Source organism: Streptococcus cristatus AS 1.3089, assembly GCF_000385925.1.
In the GTDB taxonomy this organism is placed as follows: domain Bacteria; phylum Bacillota; class Bacilli; order Lactobacillales; family Streptococcaceae; genus Streptococcus; species Streptococcus cristatus_B.
The window spans coordinates 1,243,828-1,261,698 of record NC_021175.1; the positions used below are offsets into that span (position 1 = coordinate 1,243,828).

Below are 17,871 nucleotides of genomic sequence, written 5' to 3' on the forward strand. Positions count from 1 at the left end.
GATTTCTTTAACTTTAGAAACTATCCTGTCTTGCTAGCCAAGTCCTTAGTTCGCCAGCAAGAAAAAACTTAGAAAATATTTTTTAGAGCAAGCTATTGGCATTCACTTCTCCAATAGCATGATTTTCAAGGAGTTTTTATGCACTTAACTAAAAAAACTGTTTTTATTGGTATCGCTTCTCTTCTTATTTTGGGCTTAGCTGCATGGGGAGTAAATTTATTTCTCGTTATGAACAACGCTCAGCAAAGTTTTGATAAAAATTTTATTCACTTTCAAGCTAAAAGTGATGACAACGAAACTTTTATTACACAAGGCATCGAAAAAAAAGAAGTTTATAATTTATCCTACTCTCCCACTAAGAAGACCATTGAAATAACCAAATCGACTAAAAATGGAGATAGCTATTCTTCCGATTCCATTTACGGAGCAGTGAAAGTCTATGATATAAAACAAAACGCTAATCGCTACATCTTCATAACAGCTGCAAAACCAATAATCGTTGACTTCGGATTGACTTCAGTAAAGGTAACTTATGACGGAGGTAATTTTGAAACTCCATACTCTGAGCTGCATTTTGGTGAATCTTTCCCTAGTGAAGACAACTAGATGGGTACTTCTCTATACTACTAGTCTTAAACTATGAACTAGCCAAGCTATTAAGCTATGGTTAGTTTTTGTTTGCAAAAAAAGCGGTTGAAACCGCTTTTTATCTCAATACTGCTTCTACCAGCGCTTTTTGGATGGCAATGACACTTTTATCACTTCGGAAAGTCAAGGTTTCAGCTGGTTCCTCAGCACTGGAAACCCAGATTTTCAGTTCAGCGTCCAGGTCAAAGTGGCCAGCCGTTTCCACTGAAAAGCGAGAAATAGAGCGATAAGGATAGGACTTATAAGCCGTTTTCTTGCCTGTCACTCCCTGCTTGTCCACCAAAATCAAGCGCTTATCTGTAAAGACAATCAAGTCGCGAATAAGACTGAAAGCCAGCTCCACATTTTCTGCTGGCGTCAGAATATTCTCCAACTCTTTTTCAACCTTGTCAATATCTTTCTGAGAAGCATTGCCCAACAAACCACTGAATAATCCCATCATTCATTCCTCCAATCCATTTTTCCCTACTATAGCATTTTCAAAGCCAATAAGCAAAAGAAAGAGAGTGGGACAGAAATCGGTAATTCGTTAGAATTCGATTTCGTCGTCCCACCTCCGCACAGTTGAGTAGAGCTGTAAAAGCTGATGAAATCAGCGTAGTAGAGCCCACTCAACCACTGCGTCTTGCTCGACAATCCAAAGACAATTGAGAGGCTAGGACTTTTGTCCCAGCCTCTGCTTTTATTTTGTCAAAATCGACAGGGTTTCTAGCAAATTATCAGCGTGGACTTCAATGGTATCGCCAGTAGCTTTGATCTTGACTTCGATGATGCCTTCTGCAGCTTTCTTACCAACTGTCACACGGATTGGGAGACCAATCAAATCGCTGTCGCTGAACTTAACACCAGCACGCTCATTGCGGTCATCCACCAAGACTTCATAACCAGCACTTAGCAAGTTAGCCTCGATTTGATCAGTCAGAGCCAGAGCTTCCTCGTCCTTGACATTGACCGGAATCAAGTGCACATCAAATGGTGCCAGCTCTTTCGGGAAGTTGATGCCCCAAGCATAGCGGAATTCACCCTTAGGAGTTTTATTGACAAAGAGGCGAGCGTGTTGCTCCATAACAGCAGAGAGGAGACGGCTGACACCGATACCGTAGCAACCCATAATCATCGGTACTGCTCGGCCATTTTCATCCAAGACATTGGCATTCATGCTGTCAGAGTAGCGAGTTCCCAGCTTGAAGATATGCCCAATCTCAATCCCACGGGCAAACTTGAGGATACCTTGACCATCCGGAGACACTTCACCTTCACGAACTTCGCGGATATCCACATACTCAGGGCTAAAGTCACGGCCTGGATTAACACCAGTCAGGTGGTAGCCATCTTCATTGGCTCCTGCCACAGCGTTAGAAAGGTCTTGGACTCTACGGTCTGCGATAATAGTCACACCTTCAGGCAGATTGACTGGGCCTAGTGAGCCAAAGCCTGCGCCCAAGAGTTGACGGACTTGATCTTCACTCGCCACATCAAAGAAATCTGCACCCAAGTGGTTTTTCAGCTTGACTTCGTTGAGCTGGTCATTGCCGACAAGGAGGGCTACGACAGGCTTGTCATCAGCCATGTAAACCAAGGTCTTGATTGTTTCTTCTGTATCAATTTGTAGGAAAGCTGCTACCTCATCAATGGTCTTGCAGTCAGGAGTTTCTACACGCACCAACTCTGCTTCCGTCACTACCTTTTTGTTTGGTTTGTAAGCATTGGTTGCCATTTCTAAGTTAGCTGCATAGCTAGATTCGCTAGAGTAGGCAATGGTGTCCTCACCAGAAACCATCCATTTAAGCAATTCTGCCTTGATTTCTTCTTGCACTTCTGCAGGAATCTCATCAAATGAGGCAACTGACTTGTCCAAAACGACCCAACGGTCAAGGTCTGTACGAGCAGGCGTGATAGCCATAAATTCCTGACTATCCTTACCACCCATAGCGCCACCGTCACCGATAATAGCTTTGAAATCTAGCTCACTGCGAGTGAAGATTTTCTCATAAGCAGATTTGTACTCATCATAAGTTACATCCAAACTATCATAGTTAGCATGGAAACTATAACCGTCTTTCATGATAAACTCACGGGTACGAAGAAGGCCATTACGCGGACGCTTTTCATCGCGGTACTTAGGTTGGATTTGATAGAGATTGAGTGGCAATTGCTTGTAAGATTTAACAGAGTCACGGACAATGGAAGTGAAGGTCTCTTCGTGTGTAGGACCTAGGATAAAGTCTGATTTTTCGCGATTTTTCAGCTTGTAGAGGTCTTCACCATAGGTCTCGTAACGACCTGACTCGCGCCAGAGGTCTGCACTGAGCAGAGCAGGCGCCAGCATTTCAACCGCACCAATCTTATCAAACTCTTCCCGCATGATTTTTTTAGCTTTTTCAATGACACGGTTAGCCAGTGGCAGATAAGAGTATACTCCCGCAGAAACTTGGCGAACATAGCCAGCCCGCAACATAAGGGCATGGCTGATAACCTGAGCATCGCTTGGCATTTCGCGCAGCGTTGGAATAAGCATTTTACTTTGTTTCATTCAGATTCATTCCTTTTCTATTTCAAAAATAATTTCATGATATCGTTCCAAGTCACAGCAATCATCAAGATAACCATGACCACCACTCCAGCAAGGGTCAAGTAGGTTTCTACCTCCTGTTTAAGAGGTTTTCTACGAACAAGCTCGATCAGATTGATTAAGATTTTCCCACCATCCAAAGCCGGAATAGGAATCAAGTTAAAGATTCCGATATTAATAGACAGCATGGCCATCAAGGATAGGATAGCTGGAAGTCCTAGCTCCGCAGCTTGCGAACTAGCTTTGTAGATCGCTACCGGACCACCCAACTTGTTCAAACTAAAGTGGAAGATGATATCCTTCAAGGCCGTCAAAATACGAGTTGCTGTGTACCAGGTATCTGTCACACCTGAGAAAAGCTTATCTACGAAGCCTGTCTTGACAGCATTGGTCACACCGATATAATACCGTCCCCCATCTTCTTCTGGTTGAACCGTCACTTTTTGAGTTTTCCCGTCTCGTTCATAGGTAATCGTTACTTCTGGATTTTTTCCTTTGTTACGGGTCGCCTTCTGGACAGAATCTGTCAACTCATCCCAGTTGGAGACCTTGTATTCATTGATTTGAACGATCTGGTCATTGTCTTTCAAACCAGCCTTAGCCACCACTCCTTGGGGAACGACTTGAACATGGTTGCTATAGTAGTCCACTGCACCTCCCTGCATAAAGGCAAGGAGAGAGTACACGACAATACTTAAGATAAAGTTGTTCATCGGACCAGCAAAATTGGTGATGAGACGTCCCCAGATCGTCGCATTTTGATACTGGACATCCAGCGGGGCAATCCGAACTTCCGTTTCATCTTCCTCAACAATAGTCGCATCGTGATCGACAGAATAAGTCTTTCTTTCATCTAAGACTAGCCCAGTAATCTCCAGTTTTTCTTCAAAATCAAAACTGGTCACATTCATAGGCAGAGCCGTCTGATCGATTTTCTTGCCAGACAGATTGATGCGGACGACTTTTCCCTCTTCGTTCAGAGTTAGACTGACTGGCGTACCTGTTTTGATTTCTGTCGAATCCTCGCCCCAGCCAGCCATACGGACATATCCACCTAGCGGCAGAATCCGAATCGTGTAGGCTGTTCCGTCCTTGCCAATATGAGCAAAGATTTTCGGGCCCATCCCAATGGCAAACTCACGAACAAGAATACCTGATTTTTTGGCAAAGTAGAAATGTCCAAACTCATGAACCACCACGATGATCCCAAAAATAATAATAAATGTAATAATCTGCATAAGTGTAATCTTTCTCTTAAGATTGTTCAGCTAAGCTAAAAACGCTTCGTTTGATGGCACTCAAGTTTCTTAGAACAAGCCGAAGAAGTGCATCAGTGGAAAGACAAAAAGCAAGCTATCAAAGCGATCCAAAACGCCGCCGTGACCAGGAATAAACTTCCCTGAGTCTTTGACACCAAAGTGACGCTTGATGGCGCTCTCTACCAAGTCGCCGAATTGGCCAGCAATACTAAAGACAACTGTCAAGAGCAGCATGGTCACAAAGCTATACGGAGTGGCAACTTGCGGACGAATAAACATAAAAATTGCAGAAACCAGCACGGCTGATAGAATTCCTCCAATACTGCCTTCAATGGTTTTATTTGGTGACACTTTTGGCAATAATTTTCTCCGCCCGTAGCGAGTACCGACCAGATAGGCTCCACTGTCTGTGGCCCAGACGATAAAGAGGGCCAGCAAAACCTTGTCTACATTCACCAAACGGGCATCGATCAAAGCATTAAAACCTAGACCAACATAAAAACTAGAAGCAATCGGATAAGCCGCATCTTCAAAGCTATAAGAGGAACCTAAAACAGTCGCTCCTAGCAAGACGAAAACGACCAAGCCATAAGCGATCACATTGCCATCCACAGGTAAAAATTTTAGGTAGTTCTCAAGTGGCAGGGTTAAGACAAAAGCTGCCAGCATAGCCAATCCACCCTCTAAGGTAGCTGTCGGAAGCCCCTTCATCTTGAGCAATTCATGTACTGCCAGCATGGCTAGAAGGCCAACGCTGATCTGGAAGGGAATCCCTCCCATCTTCACTAAAGGAATAAAAATAGCTAGTGCAATTCCTCCAAAAAGAAGACGTCTTTGTAAATCTAAACTCATCTTTTTCATCCTCCTTTATACGCCGCCAAAGCGTCGATTGCGACGATTATATTCTACAACCGCATCCTTCAAAGCCTTCTCATCGAAATCCGGCCAAAGGATATCTGTAAAATACAACTCGCTATATGCTGTCTGCCAAGGCAGAAAATTGCTAAGGCGCAGCTCGCCACTTGTACGAATGACCAAGTCAGGATCCCGTAAACCTACAGGCAGACTGCTGGTGTAGAGATAATCTCCAAGCATTTCCTCTGTAATATCCGCTGGTTGGACTTTCGCATCTAAAACATCTTGGGCAAGCTTCTGAACCGCTTTATTGATTTCAGCTCGGCCGCCGTAGTTCAGGGCGAAATTCAAAATCAACCCCGTATTCAAGCGAGTCAGCTCCTCAGCCTTCTCCAAGGCCTCAAAGGTTGCTTTAGGAAGTCGCTTCGTGTCGCCAATCATTTGAATTTTTACATTGTTTCTGTGTAATTCTGGCACATAGCGGTCATAAAACTCAACCGGCAAATTCATAATGAAGGACACTTCTTTTTCTGGTCGCGCCCAGTTTTCCGTTGAAAAGGCGTAGACAGTCAAAACCTGCACGCCCATCTCCTTGGCTGCAATCGTTACCTCTTGCAAGGCTTCCATGCCTGCCTTATGACCGAAGACACGTGGCTGCATGCGTTTTTTTGCCCAACGACCATTGCCATCCATGATAATCCCTATATGCTTGGGAACAAGCAAGGCCTCATCGAGCTTTTCTTTTTTCTTAAAACTAAACATATTTTTATCCTATTTAAAGTTTTATCATTTCATTATATCATAAATCCTTTAAATGTGGGCAGGAGAGCTGATTTTTCGTCTATCAGAGCTGATGATAAATAGTTGGTAGTGATTACAAGCAGTTTTAGCTTATTTCGCACAACTATAATATTGTAAAAGATGAGCTTACAAAATGTCCTTAAAATAAAAAGGACAGCCTCTCGACTGTCCTATATCCTATTCTTCAATTGCAGTATCTTCATCAGACACAGCGATATCGCCTTCCACTCCCGCAGCAGCTGGGATGCCTTCTGTCAATGGCAAAACAGTCTTAATGGCTGCCAATTCAAATGTCAAGAAAACACCGTCTACGTCCAAGACAACTGTCTTACGCTCTGAATCAACTTCGTCAACAGTTCCGTAAAGACCACCAATGGTAATGACTTCATAGCCTTTTTGCAGTTTATTAAGGCTCTCCATCCGTTTTTCAGCTTGCTTTTTCTGTGTCCGTACTTGGAAATACATCATTCCTACTAGTACAACAAAAAAAATAATCATCATTGTTGGATTCATTTCTCTTCTCCTTTGGAATTCATATCGTAACTACTATAGCAGATTTTGGCCATTTTGACAAGTTAGGAAAATGATTTCAAAAAAAGAGGCTGGGACAAAAGTCCTAGCCTCTCAATTGTCTTTGGATTCTCGAGCAAGACGCAGTGGTTGAGTGGGCTCTACTAGGCTGATTTCATCAGCTTTTACAGCACTACTCAACTGTGCGGAGGTGGGACGACGAAATCGTAACGAATTACCGATTTCTGTTCCACTCTCTCTATGTCTTTTTATTTAAGATTTTTAACAACTTCTGCTACGTGCTCAACTGTAAAGCCGTATTCTTCCAGAACTTTGCCTGCTGGAGCAGATGCACCGAACTGGTCGATTCCGATAACTGCGCCGTCCAAGCCGACATACTTGTACCAAGGCTGGCTAGCTGCCATTTCGATTGCTACGCGGCGACGAACTACATTTGGCAAAATTTCTTCTTTGTAGGCTGCATCTTGAGCGTCAAAAAGCTCTGTTGATGGCACGCTGACTACGCGGATTTTAGCGCCTTCTGCTGCAAGTGCTTTAGCAGCTGCAACAGCCAAATTAACCTCAGAACCAGACGCTAGCAAGATAGTATCGAAATCTGCTCCCGTTTCGTAAACCACATAAGCTCCTTTAGCTACCTTGTCAAAGTCTGTACCTTCTTCGACTGTCAGATTCTGACGGGTCAAGACCAGAGCAGTTGGAGTTGATTGACTCTTAAGGGCCAGGTACCAAGCCGCCTGAGTTTCACGCGCATCTGCTGGGCGAAGGACAGTCAGGTTTGGAATGGCACGCAGACCAGCCAAATGCTCAATCGGTTCGTGAGTTGGGCCATCTTCACCAACTGCAATTGAGTCATGTGTGAAGACATAAGTCACTGGCAAGCTTTGAAGGGCAGACAAACGGACAGCTGCCTTGACATAGTCTGAGAAGACGAAGAAGGTACCACCGTAAACGCGAAGGCCACCATGAAGCGCCATACCGTTGAGAATTGTTCCCATAGCAAACTCGCGCACACCAAATTGGATGTTGCGGTTGAGACGGTGGGCATCATCCTGCAAGCCGTCTTCCTTGATGTAGGTCATATTGGAATGAGCTAAGTCAGCAGAACCGCCGAGGAAAGTTGGAAGGACCTTAGCTGCTGCATTGAGGGCATCCTGACTAGAATTACGAGTTGCTTGAGAGAAGCCATTTTCAAGCACTGGGAAGTCTTCTGGTTTGATTTCTACTGGATCCTGACCAGCAATGATGGCTGTTACTTCTGCTGCCAATTCTGGATGGGCTTGCTTGTAGTCCTCTACTAGCTGTTTCCAAGCATCGTAAGCCGCTGCACCACGCTCTGCTACATTTGTACGGTAGTCTGCATAGACTTCCTCAGGAATCTCAAATGGCGCATAATCCCAGCCCAAGGCTTTACGAGTAGCTTCTGCTTCTTCTGCTCCAAGAGGCGCACCGTGAACTGCATTAGTTCCTTGCTTGTTTGGAGAACCGTAACCGATAACCGTCTTAACTTCAATCAAAGATGGCTTGCCAGAAGCTTTCGCTTCATTGATAGCTGCATCAATAGCTACAAGATCTGTGCCGTCTTCTACCAAGGCAGTATGCCAACCGTAGGCTTCATAGCGGGCACGAACATTTTCTGTAAAGGAATCCTTGGTTTCCCCGTCCAAGTTGATATCATTTGAATCATAGAGAACAACCAGCTTGTCCAGCTTTTGCAATCCAGCGTAAGAAGCCGCCTCAGCTGAAACCCCCTCCATCAAATCACCATCACCACAGATGACGTAAGTGTAATGGTCGAAAATTGGATAGCCATCACGGTTGTACTTGGCAGCCAAGAAACGCTCTGCCTGAGCAAATCCAGTCGCTGTAGAAATCCCTTGTCCCAATGGTCCAGTCGTCGCATCAACTCCAGCCGTATGACCAAACTCTGGGTGACCTGGTGTCTTAGAGCCCCATTGGCGGAAGTTTTTGATTTCTTCCATGCTGACATCTTTAAAGCCAGACAGATGGAGCAAGGCATAAAGCAACATAGAGCCGTGTCCTGCAGACAAAACGAAGCGATCGCGGTTAATCCAATTTGGCTCTTCTGGATTGATACGCAGTTGTTTGGTAAATAGGTCGTAAGCCATTGGCGCAGCGCCCATGACTACGCCAGGGTGACCTGACTTAGACTTTTCAATCGCGTCAATTCCTAAAAAGCGAATGGCATTAACAGATAATTGTGACATTGAATTCTCCTTATAAAAAATTTAGCGGGCTGCTACAACTAGCAGACATTCCGACGCTCATTTTTCTTATTTCCATTATATGAAATTTTTGCCTTTCCTGCAATAATGGAAAGGTCATTCTTTCCTTCAGTAAAAGAATCCCACAAGCAAGCACTCGTAGAATTCTAGTTATATATTTCCCTGTAAAATCGGCTACTTATTGAATAGTAATGCCGTATTTTTCATGATTTTCTTCGTACCAATTAATCAGAGCAATAGCCGTTTGATAAGTAATATTTTTAATTTTGCTGCTACCTTTGACAAGTGTCAAGATGCTCATTTTGCTGATGTTGGCATCTGTCGCCACACGATAGCTGGTCAAAACTCCATCGATTAGTAATTGAATAACAGCTTCTACCTTTTTATAATCAGACATTGTAGTAATATCCAATTTCTCCATTTTGCATTCCTTCCATAACATTTATCTTTTCCTAACCATTATACACTTTTCTATGGTATTTACATATATAAATGCTTGGAGCGTTAAAAAAAGAGGAAATTGGCTGATTATTTCTGTCTAGTTTAGCTAGATTTTGAAAAGGTTGACAAGCGACAAAAGTGAGTATTAGTCCATATAGGATAGCAGGTAGCCGTAGCCTTCCTCTTCCATTTGCTCTCTCGGGATAAATCGCAGAGCTGCTGAGTTGATGCAGTAGCGCAGGCCGCCTAATTCTTGAGGTCCGTCGGTAAAAACATGACCCAGATGGGCATTTCCTGAGCGACTCCGCACTTCGATTCGCTCCATGCCATGGCTCAAATCTTGATAATACTTGATCACCTCGCGAGCGATAGGACGAGCAAAGCTAGGCCAGCCACAGCCAGATTCAAACTTGTCAGCCGCAAAAAAGAGTGGCTCCCCAGTCGTCACATCAACATAAATCCCTGCCTCAAAAGTGCTATTATAAGCATTATGGAAAGGGCGCTCCGTTGCGCTCTGCTGGGTCACCTGATATTGCTCCTCAGTCAACACAGCCTTAAGCTGCTGCTGGTTCGGCTTGGGATAATGACCCGCATCGACCAAGGGCTGCTCAGCATCCTTGACATTGATATGGCAATAACCCGTCGGATTTTTCTTGAGATAGTCCTGATGATAATCCTCGGCCAAGATATAATGGCGCAAGGGCTCTAGCTCTACAGCCAACTTTTGTCCTAATTGCTCCTCCTGTTCAGCAAAAACCTGCTCGATAGTGGCGCGATCTTCCTCACGGACATAGTAAACACCTGTCCGATACTGACGGCCTATATCATTACCCTGTTTGTTGATAGATAAGGGGTCAATGACTCGGAAATAGTAGAGCAAAATTTCCCGCAGGCTGATTTTTTCTTCGTCATAAATCAAGTGCACCGTCTCCGCGTGGTCGGTCTGGTGAATGAGCTGGTAGTTGGTGGACTCTACTTGCCCATTGGCATAGCCTACTGTCGTTTTCTCAACGCCTGCAATTCGAGAAAAATATTCCTCCAAGCCCCAGAAACAACCGCCTGCTAGATAAATTTCTGCCATAAACATCCCTCCAATCTTTTCCTCTATTTTCTCATAAAAAGGGAAACTTTTATAGGATTTTGATTGGTACTTTCTTAGAAATCATACGAAATCCTGTTCTTCCCATCCTAGACAAAATCAATGCTTTCAAAAAGATAAAAATCGAAAGCTTCTCTTTTGGAAACTCTCGATTTTTAAAGCTCGGTCTGACTAAATGAGAACGGTGAATGCAATCAAGCCTTTTTTATAACTGACTGCGATTTTCCCTTTAAAAAGATTGACCAGACTTTCGGCCATAGAGAGGCCGATTCCGTAGCCTGCCCGCTTGTGGTTATGGGACTCATCTTCGCGGTAAAAGCGGTCAAAGAAGCGGCTATAGTCGACATTTTCCCCATTAGCATAGCTATTGGAAACAATCAAGCGTGCCCGTTTTCTACGTTTGGCCTTGGTCAGGGTCACAAAAATCTGACCGTCCTCATCGCAGTATTTGCAAGCATTGTCAATCAAAATACTAACCAATTCATAGAGTTCATCCTGACTGGCCTTGACATGGATGCCTTCCTGAACCTTAATCTGATAACCCTTCCCAGCTTGCTCAGCTACAGATTTAAAATCTTGGGCTGCCTTTTGGACTAGACTGGAAAAATCCACATCTACCAAGGCAATATCTGGTTGCTCCTCCAACCGAGCCAGACTGACCATTTGATTGATGAGATTGCTGAGGCGATTGACTTGATCCTTGGTACTTTCCGTCCACTCATTTTCTCCCGTCATCAGTTCTTGCAATTCCGTATTGGCCGAAATGATTGCCAGAGGCGTTTTCAATTCATGACCGGCATTGGTGATGAAGCGCTTCTGCTTCTCATAATTCCTGACATAGGGGCGAATGGCCCAGCTAGACACGATGGAAATGATGACAATAAAGAAAATGACGCTATAAAGAGCCGAACGAATGGAAACCCACAAAAAGTCATTGTGATCCTCAAGGTATTTGGTCGAATCCAGCACGACAACCAAGTAACGCTTGGTCTTTGCATCCCGCGTTACCTGATAGGAGTAATACTGGCTGCCGATAGTAAAAATCCCATTCTTGCGTTGCTGCTTGATGACTGATTTGGCCGATTTTAAGGCTTGCTCTTTAGACAGGTTAGAAATATTGTTCAGATTGGATGAGTAGACCGTCCCATCTTCATTAAATACAGCGCTATAATAGCGGTATTGATAAATAGTATCAATCGAGATATGGTCATTATCTAAAGCCTGAGCCGTGGCCTGAACGCTGGGAAATTCCCCCCGATTGTCTGACAGGATATTCAATACAGCTTGAATTTCTCCAGTCGTTTGAAGAAAACGGACTGAGTTGAGCGCCCCAACTAGAAAAAATAGAATGCCTGTGACAGCTACTGATGCGATGAGGATAAAGCGAATTCTAAGTTTCCGAAACATACTTGTCTCCTTCTACTGACACTAGGCAAAAGCTGCCATTTTCCTCACCTAAAATAGCCAGGTCTGCATTGATGGCCTTGAGCTTCTGGCGGAGATAGGAGATATAGATCCAGACAAAGCCTTCATCCAAGTCCTCGCTTTGCTCTCCCTTCCAAACATGCTGAAAAATTTCTTTTGTTGTCAGCTTTTTGCCACTATTTAGCATCAAAAATTCCATCATTTTGGATTCCTTACTAGCCAGGCGGATGGAATTGGAGCTGGCTAATTCGTGCTCACCGACGTCCAGACTGGTCCGACCAACCTGCAACAGATTGGGAGTGAAAGCCTCCAAGCGACGGGACATGGAGCGCAGACGGGCTAAAAGTTCCTTGAGGGAGAAAGGCTTGGTCAGATAATCGTCCGCACCCGCATCTAGGCCTGTGACCTTGTCGTCAATTTCTGACATAGCCGTCAGCATGATGACCTGACTCGTATTTCCTGACTGACGGATTTCTCTTAGAGCTTCTAGACCCGTTTTCTTCGGCATCATAATATCTAAAATCATCAAGTCATAGGCATTTTCCAAAGCTAAGTCAACAGCCTTTTGTCCATCAAAAACCGCATCCACCTCGTAACCTTCGTGGATCATGGCTGTTTGTAAAACACGGGAGAGCTGCTCCTCATCTTCTGCTAACAAAATTTTCATCTTTTCTACTCACTTTCTCGGATCAGATTACGGATGGTCTGCATAGTCACATCACAGGAAGCCAGCTCATCCGCACAGCGTTTCAGCTCTCGGACAATCCGCTTGGTATCTTTGATTTCATGCTTGTATTTCATCTGATGCTCCAGACTAGCCCAAGAATCCATGGCAATGGTCCGCAGCTGGACTTCCACAAAATAAGAGCCAGGCTGATTGCCCAAACAGTCTTCGTAGGGCGTTTCCACTTCTAAAATCAAATGATAGGAGCGGTAGCCATTTGGCTTGGCCGACAGGATGTAGTCCTTCTCAAGGATAATCTTGCAGCCCTCCAGCCCCCGAATAACATCAATCGTCTGGTAAATATCGTCAATAAAGCCACAAACAATCCGAATCCCTATTGCATCACGGATTTTCTTAAGGGAAGACTCAGGTGTCTGGGGCAGATTTTTACGAGTACATTTTTCCAGCATGCTGGCCTCATCCTTGACACGAGCATTAAAATGCTCAAACAGCTTATGTCCCGTTTCCTGCTTTATTTTTTTATTTTCAGCTTTGATACGCTGACTGATATCTTCTAGTATTTTGGGCAAATAGTCACCGTATTTGCCATAAATAGCTTGCTCGTGCATGGTTCTCTCCTCATTTTCCCTTTTTTATTATAACATATCTGTCTGTAGTTTCCCTACTTCTACCCTATTCTCCATCGGTGCTAGTGGTTCTCTTTGGCAGACTTAGCTTCATCATACACATCCTGACTTAAACAAAGCAAAATCAACAACTACATTTTTTTCTGCTCCATTAAAAAATAAAAAGACGGGAAATTTCCCATCTTTGACTAAAGATTTAGTTCTTTGTATTCGGTTCGGTAGCCGACTTGCACAATTCGACCATCTTGGACTAGCAGTGGCCGCTTGATGAGCATACCGTCTGTTGCCAAAAGCGCAGCTGCCTCCTCAGCAGAAAAATTAGGCACCTTGTCCTTGAGTCCCAATTCTCGGTACTTGATACCACTGGTATTAAAGAAAGACTTGATTTCCAAATCAGAATTAGTCATCCACTGCAGAAGCTCCTCTTGGCTGGGCGTTTCCTTGACAATGTCCACCGCTTCAAAGTCCAACCCCAATTGAATCAGCTCAGCCTTGGCCTTACGGCAAGTAGAACACTTAGGATATTCGATAAATTGCAACATAGCTTACTCCTCTTCTTTTTGCTTCTTCTAGCTTAGAGGACTTTTGCGCTTCTGTCAAGCTGGACACCTTCATGTTCCAAAAGCCAAATTTTCTTATCGAGACCACCCGCATAACCTGTCAATTGCCCCTGACTCCCCAAAACTCGGTGGCAGGGAACTAGGATAGACAGGGGATTGCGCCCTACAGCCCCGCCCACAGCTTGGGCTGAGTTGACCTTCAATTCCTGAGCAAGCCGACCATAGGTCACCGTTTGTCCATAGGGGATGGTCTGGAGATAGGCCCAAACTCGCTGCTGAAAGTCCGTTCCTTGGGCAGACAAGGGGAGGGCTGCTGGATCGGGCTGCTGACTGGAAAAATAGGCATCCAAAAAGTCGCTGGCCAAGTCCAGAAAAGGATGATTGCCTAAAATAGGAACTTCTGTCAAGCCTCGCTCAAAATACTTCTGTCCTAAAAACCAAGTACCGACAAGTCCAGACTCATCGGCAACTAAGGAAAGGTCCCCCAAGGGACTTTTGTAAATTTTCTTATAATAGGTCATTTCTTAATCAAACGCACGCGCACGATATTGTCGCTATTTTCAAACTTATCCACCAACTCCTGAATCTTGCTTTCGTCCGACTCATCCAGATCCAGCAAAGTATAGGCATAGTCGCCTTTAGAACGGTTGATGATATTATCAATATTGATATTTAAATCACTGACCGCTGTTGAAATCCGAGCCACAATATTGGGCACATTTTTGTTAATCAGAGTAATCCGATAAGGAGCTGAGAGCGCCTGACGGACATTAGGGAAATTGACTGAGTTGATAATCTCGCCCGTTTCCATGAAGCGACGAATAGTCTTGCCGGCCATGATAGCACAGTTGAGCTCAGCTTCTTCGGTTGAGCCACCCAGATGCGGAAAGACGGTAATCTGAGGATGGTTGAGCAATTCCTCCACGCCGAAGTCTGTGATATAGCGTTTAACAACACCAGCTTCTAAGGCCTCAAAGAGGGCTGCATTGTCCACCAGCTCACCCCGGGCGAAATTGATAATTGTGGTACCTTTTTGCATGGCTTCAAAAGCCGCTTGATTAAAGGTCTCACGAGTATCCTCAGTTAGAGGTACATGGATAGTGATGTAGTCGCTTTTTTCAAAAATTTCCTTGATGTCTGCTACCCGTTTGACATGACTAGAGATATTCCAAGCCGTCTCAATGGATACATACGGGTCATAGCCAAGGACATTCATTCCCAGACGGTAGGCATCATTAGCAATGCGTCCACCAATAGCTCCCAGACCGATGACACCCAAGGTTTTATTGGCAATTTCTGTACCCGCAAACTGCTTTTTGCCAGCTTCCACTTGCTTGGGAACATCATCACCAGAAAGACCATTAGCCCAACTGTTAGCTGCGATATAGTCACGCGCAGACAGAAGAATGGAAGCCAAGACAGCTTCTTTCACCGCGTTGGCATTGGCTCCAGGCGTATTGAAGACCACGATTCCCTGAGCTGTTGCTTGGTCAACAGGAATATTATTGGTTCCTGCGCCTGCTCGCGCAATAGCTTTTAAATTACTTGGAAAATCCTGTCCATGCAGGTTTTGACTGCGCAGGATATAGGCATCTGGATTGTCAGACTTGTCTCCGTCAATCTGAAAAGCATTGCCCAGCTCCTTGAGTCCAATTTGATTGATATTGTTAAAGGTTTTGACACTAAAGACCATAGCTTCCCTCTCTTAAGAATTTTCTTCTTCAAATTTCTGCATAAAGGCGATCAAATCCTTGACACCTTGGAGCGGAAAGGCATTGTAGAGACTAGCTCTCATGCCGCCTACGCTGCGGTGCCCCTTGATATTCTTGAAGCCTGCCGCAGCAGCCTCTTTGTTAAACTTGGCATCCAGCTCTGGACTAGGAGACACAAAGGGAATATTGGCCACAGAGCGCTGCTCCTTATAACGGACTGGACTGCGGTAAAAGTCAGACTGCTCAATGAAGTCGTACAAAAGGCCTGATTTTTCACGGTTGAGCTTTTCCATTTCTGCTACGCCACCCAGCTCCTTGACCCACTCAAAGACCAGCTTGGCCATATAGATGGCAAAAGTCGGTGGCGTATTGTAGAGAGAGCCATTGTCTGCCTGAATGCGGTAATCCAACATACTAGATAGAACTGGCTCATCATCCAGCAAGTCTTCTCGGATGATGACAACTGTCACCCCGGCAGGTCCGATATTCTTCTGAGCCCCAGCATAAATCAAACCAAAATCCTCTACTCGGTACTGAGCAGCCAGGATATTAGAAGACATGTCCGCCACAATCGGCACGCCATTGGTTGCTGGCAGATCATAAATAGCAGTTCCTTCGATAGTATTATTGGTGGTCAGATGCACATAAGCCGCCTGCGGATCAATCTCCTTTTCATCAAAAGAAGGAATTTCTGTGTAATTTAAATCCTCTGACGAAGCCAAAAGAATAGGCTCAAAAGGCACGGTCTTAGCTAGCTTGACTGCTTCTGTGTAGGCCTTCTTGCCCCAAGAACCAGCTACTAGATAGTAGGCCTTGCCGCCCTTAGCGAGATTGAGCGGAATCATAGAAAACTGAGTAGATGCCCCTCCCTGCAGGAAGAGTACGCGGTAATTGTCCGGAATAGCCATGAGCTCACGCAGCAAACTCTCCGCTTCTTTGATAATATCGTCAAACTCCTTGGATCGGTGGGATAGCTCCATCACACTCATGCCACTTTGGGCATAGTCTAAAAACTCAGCCTGAGCTTTTTTCAAGACTTCCTTGGGCAATACTGCCGGTCCAGCAGAAAAATTGTAAATGGTCATATCCTACCTCCAAAAATGTATTTTGTCTATCATATCACAATGTTCAGAAAATTTCTATAATTCTTTCAAAGATATTTTTCTTTTTGGGAAATTCCCGAACAAAAGGAGGATTTTAGCAAAAAAACTAGCCCGATAGGACTAGTTTCTGCCTTCATCATGATAAAGGGCATAGAGCTGACTCTTATTGCGCCCGTATTTTTTGGCTACTTCTTTGATCGCCTGATTTTTCTTACTACCGGATTGGACCAAGCTGTCAATTTCAGCCAAAAGATCCGCATCCGCTTTGTCTTCCTTCTCCAGACTTGCACCAGCCACAATCAGGAGGCACTCGCCCTTGAGTGCATTCTCTGACAGATAGTCTATCAACTCAGAAATCCTTCCTCTTTGGTATTCTTCGTAGATTTTGGTGAGCTCCCGAACCAAGACCACCGAGCGGTCGCCATAGACTTCCAGCATATTTTCGAGCGTAACCCTGACCCTGTGAGGAGATTCGTAAAAGATCTGTGTCTCTGGATAGGATTTTTTACTCTCAAAAAATTCCTTCTGCTGCCCTGACTTACGAGGCAAGAAACCATAAAAAATATGAGGCTGAGGCGCTAAACCACTGGCAATCAGAGCGGAAATCCCAGCACTGGGACCCGGAACCGTCACCACAGCAATGTCCTCAGCAATAGCCGCTTTGACCAAATCATGCCCCGGATCCGAAATGCTTGGCAAGCCAGCATCCGACACCTGAGCCAGATTTTGTCCTGACTTAAGCAAGTCCAGCAAGACCGGTATCTTTTCCTGAGCATTGTGCTCATGAAAGCTGATCTGCCGAGTCTCAATCCCAAAGTGCTTGAGTAAAAGTCCTGTATTTCTGGTATCTTCGGCCGCAATGACATCCACTTCCTTGAGGGTATTGACCATGCGAATGCTCATGTCGTCCATATTTCCAATGGGAGTCGCCACCAAATACAGCTTACCGTAGGGCGACTGTCCCTTAAAACTCTTCTGAATCTGCATTTCTACTCCCTGAATAACAACTCATCACAGAACATGCACTCCGCATCATTTTCTCGGCGCTGACCATAGAAATCTGTACACACATGAAAGCCATCGTAGTACAGTTTGCGGAGATTGTCCCGATTTTTATTGATTTTAACCGGTGCTACTTGCTCTACCTCACCTAGACGTTCTCTCAGCTTGTCATTTTCTAGCTGGAGGACGATATTTTCCTCCACGACACTCTTAAGATTTTTCTTGATGGCTTCTACCTCAGCAAGGGTCACTAAAAGCGTCTGAGAAAAATCATCTAAGGCATCAAATAGTTCTTTTTTATTCATTATC

Annotated in this window: 19 protein-coding genes; 1 reads left to right on the forward strand and 18 read right to left on the reverse strand. The window is 44.6% G+C overall.

What is annotated here, in order from left to right:
• The first annotated feature begins 138 nt into the window (after window positions 1-138).
• Window positions 139-606 carry a hypothetical protein gene (locus I872_RS06190; protein ID WP_015605281.1) on the forward strand — a complete coding sequence of 156 codons (468 nt, stop codon included), beginning with the start codon at window positions 139-141 and terminating at the stop codon, window positions 604-606.
• A gap of 100 nt (window positions 607-706) precedes the next feature.
• Here I872_RS06190 and I872_RS06195 read toward each other — a convergent pair whose 3' ends face one another.
• From I872_RS06195 to yabA, 18 genes are all read right to left on the reverse strand, one after another.
• Window positions 707-1,090 (reverse strand): PH domain-containing protein, encoded by a 384-nt coding sequence (locus I872_RS06195; protein ID WP_172456442.1) that lies wholly within the window; start codon window positions 1,088-1,090, stop codon window positions 707-709.
• A 240-nt stretch (window positions 1,091-1,330) separates the two neighbouring features.
• On the reverse strand, window positions 1,331-3,181 hold the full coding sequence (locus tag I872_RS06200) for a proline--tRNA ligase (RefSeq protein ID WP_015605283.1): 1,851 nt from the start codon (window positions 3,179-3,181) through the stop codon (window positions 1,331-1,333).
• Between the two features lie 17 nt (window positions 3,182-3,198).
• The gene (gene rseP, locus I872_RS06205; protein WP_015605284.1) at window positions 3,199-4,458 is read right to left on the reverse strand and encodes an RIP metalloprotease RseP; all 1,260 of its coding nucleotides are present in this window, start codon (window positions 4,456-4,458) and stop codon (window positions 3,199-3,201) included.
• A 69-nt stretch (window positions 4,459-4,527) separates the two neighbouring features.
• A complete protein-coding gene (locus I872_RS06210; protein ID WP_015605285.1) occupies window positions 4,528-5,331 on the reverse strand; it encodes a phosphatidate cytidylyltransferase in 804 nt (267 codons plus the stop codon).
• 15 nt (window positions 5,332-5,346) lie between these two features.
• Complete coding sequence (locus I872_RS06215) at window positions 5,347-6,096, reverse strand: isoprenyl transferase (protein ID WP_015605286.1); 750 nt, start codon at window positions 6,094-6,096, stop codon at window positions 5,347-5,349.
• A 216-nt stretch (window positions 6,097-6,312) separates the two neighbouring features.
• Window positions 6,313-6,648, reverse strand: a complete 336-nt coding sequence (gene yajC, locus I872_RS06220) for a preprotein translocase subunit YajC (RefSeq protein ID WP_005591861.1) — start codon at window positions 6,646-6,648, stop codon at window positions 6,313-6,315.
• 266 nt (window positions 6,649-6,914) lie between these two features.
• Window positions 6,915-8,891, reverse strand: a complete 1,977-nt coding sequence (gene tkt / locus I872_RS06225) for a transketolase (protein ID WP_015605287.1) — start codon at window positions 8,889-8,891, stop codon at window positions 6,915-6,917.
• A gap of 196 nt (window positions 8,892-9,087) precedes the next feature.
• On the reverse strand, window positions 9,088-9,330 hold the full coding sequence (locus I872_RS06230) for a hypothetical protein (RefSeq protein ID WP_005592291.1): 243 nt from the start codon (window positions 9,328-9,330) through the stop codon (window positions 9,088-9,090).
• 165 nt (window positions 9,331-9,495) lie between these two features.
• Entirely contained in the window at window positions 9,496-10,431 is a 936-nt protein-coding gene (gene msrB / locus I872_RS06235) for a peptide-methionine (R)-S-oxide reductase MsrB (RefSeq protein ID WP_015605288.1), read from the reverse strand.
• A gap of 189 nt (window positions 10,432-10,620) precedes the next feature.
• Window positions 10,621-11,856 (reverse strand): sensor histidine kinase, encoded by a 1,236-nt coding sequence (locus I872_RS06240; protein WP_015605289.1) that lies wholly within the window; start codon window positions 11,854-11,856, stop codon window positions 10,621-10,623.
• Window positions 11,840-12,541: a response regulator transcription factor gene (locus tag I872_RS06245; protein WP_015605290.1), complete on the reverse strand. Its 702-nt coding sequence runs from the start codon at window positions 12,539-12,541 to the stop codon at window positions 11,840-11,842. Before I872_RS06245 ends, I872_RS06240 begins: the two co-directional genes overlap by 17 nt.
• A gap of 5 nt (window positions 12,542-12,546) precedes the next feature.
• Window positions 12,547-13,167, reverse strand: a complete 621-nt coding sequence (locus I872_RS06250; protein ID WP_015605291.1) for a GTP pyrophosphokinase — start codon at window positions 13,165-13,167, stop codon at window positions 12,547-12,549.
• Between the two features lie 206 nt (window positions 13,168-13,373).
• A complete protein-coding gene (locus tag I872_RS06255; protein ID WP_015605292.1) occupies window positions 13,374-13,727 on the reverse strand; it encodes an arsenate reductase family protein in 354 nt (117 codons plus the stop codon).
• Between the two features lie 32 nt (window positions 13,728-13,759).
• Complete coding sequence (locus I872_RS06260; RefSeq protein ID WP_015605293.1) at window positions 13,760-14,266, reverse strand: methylated-DNA--[protein]-cysteine S-methyltransferase; 507 nt, start codon at window positions 14,264-14,266, stop codon at window positions 13,760-13,762.
• The gene (locus tag I872_RS06265; protein ID WP_015605294.1) at window positions 14,263-15,438 is read right to left on the reverse strand and encodes a 3-phosphoglycerate dehydrogenase family protein; all 1,176 of its coding nucleotides are present in this window, start codon (window positions 15,436-15,438) and stop codon (window positions 14,263-14,265) included. The genes I872_RS06260 and I872_RS06265 overlap by 4 nt, the downstream gene beginning before the upstream one ends.
• A 12-nt stretch (window positions 15,439-15,450) precedes the next feature.
• Window positions 15,451-16,542, reverse strand: a complete 1,092-nt coding sequence (gene serC, locus I872_RS06270) for a 3-phosphoserine/phosphohydroxythreonine transaminase (RefSeq protein ID WP_015605295.1) — start codon at window positions 16,540-16,542, stop codon at window positions 15,451-15,453.
• Between the two features lie 138 nt (window positions 16,543-16,680).
• The gene (rsmI, locus tag I872_RS06275; protein WP_015605296.1) at window positions 16,681-17,547 is read right to left on the reverse strand and encodes a 16S rRNA (cytidine(1402)-2'-O)-methyltransferase; all 867 of its coding nucleotides are present in this window, start codon (window positions 17,545-17,547) and stop codon (window positions 16,681-16,683) included.
• 2 nt (window positions 17,548-17,549) lie between these two features.
• Window positions 17,550-17,867: a DNA replication initiation control protein YabA gene (yabA, locus tag I872_RS06280; RefSeq protein WP_015605297.1), complete on the reverse strand. Its 318-nt coding sequence runs from the start codon at window positions 17,865-17,867 to the stop codon at window positions 17,550-17,552.
• Between the last annotated feature and the right edge of the window lie 4 nt (window positions 17,868-17,871).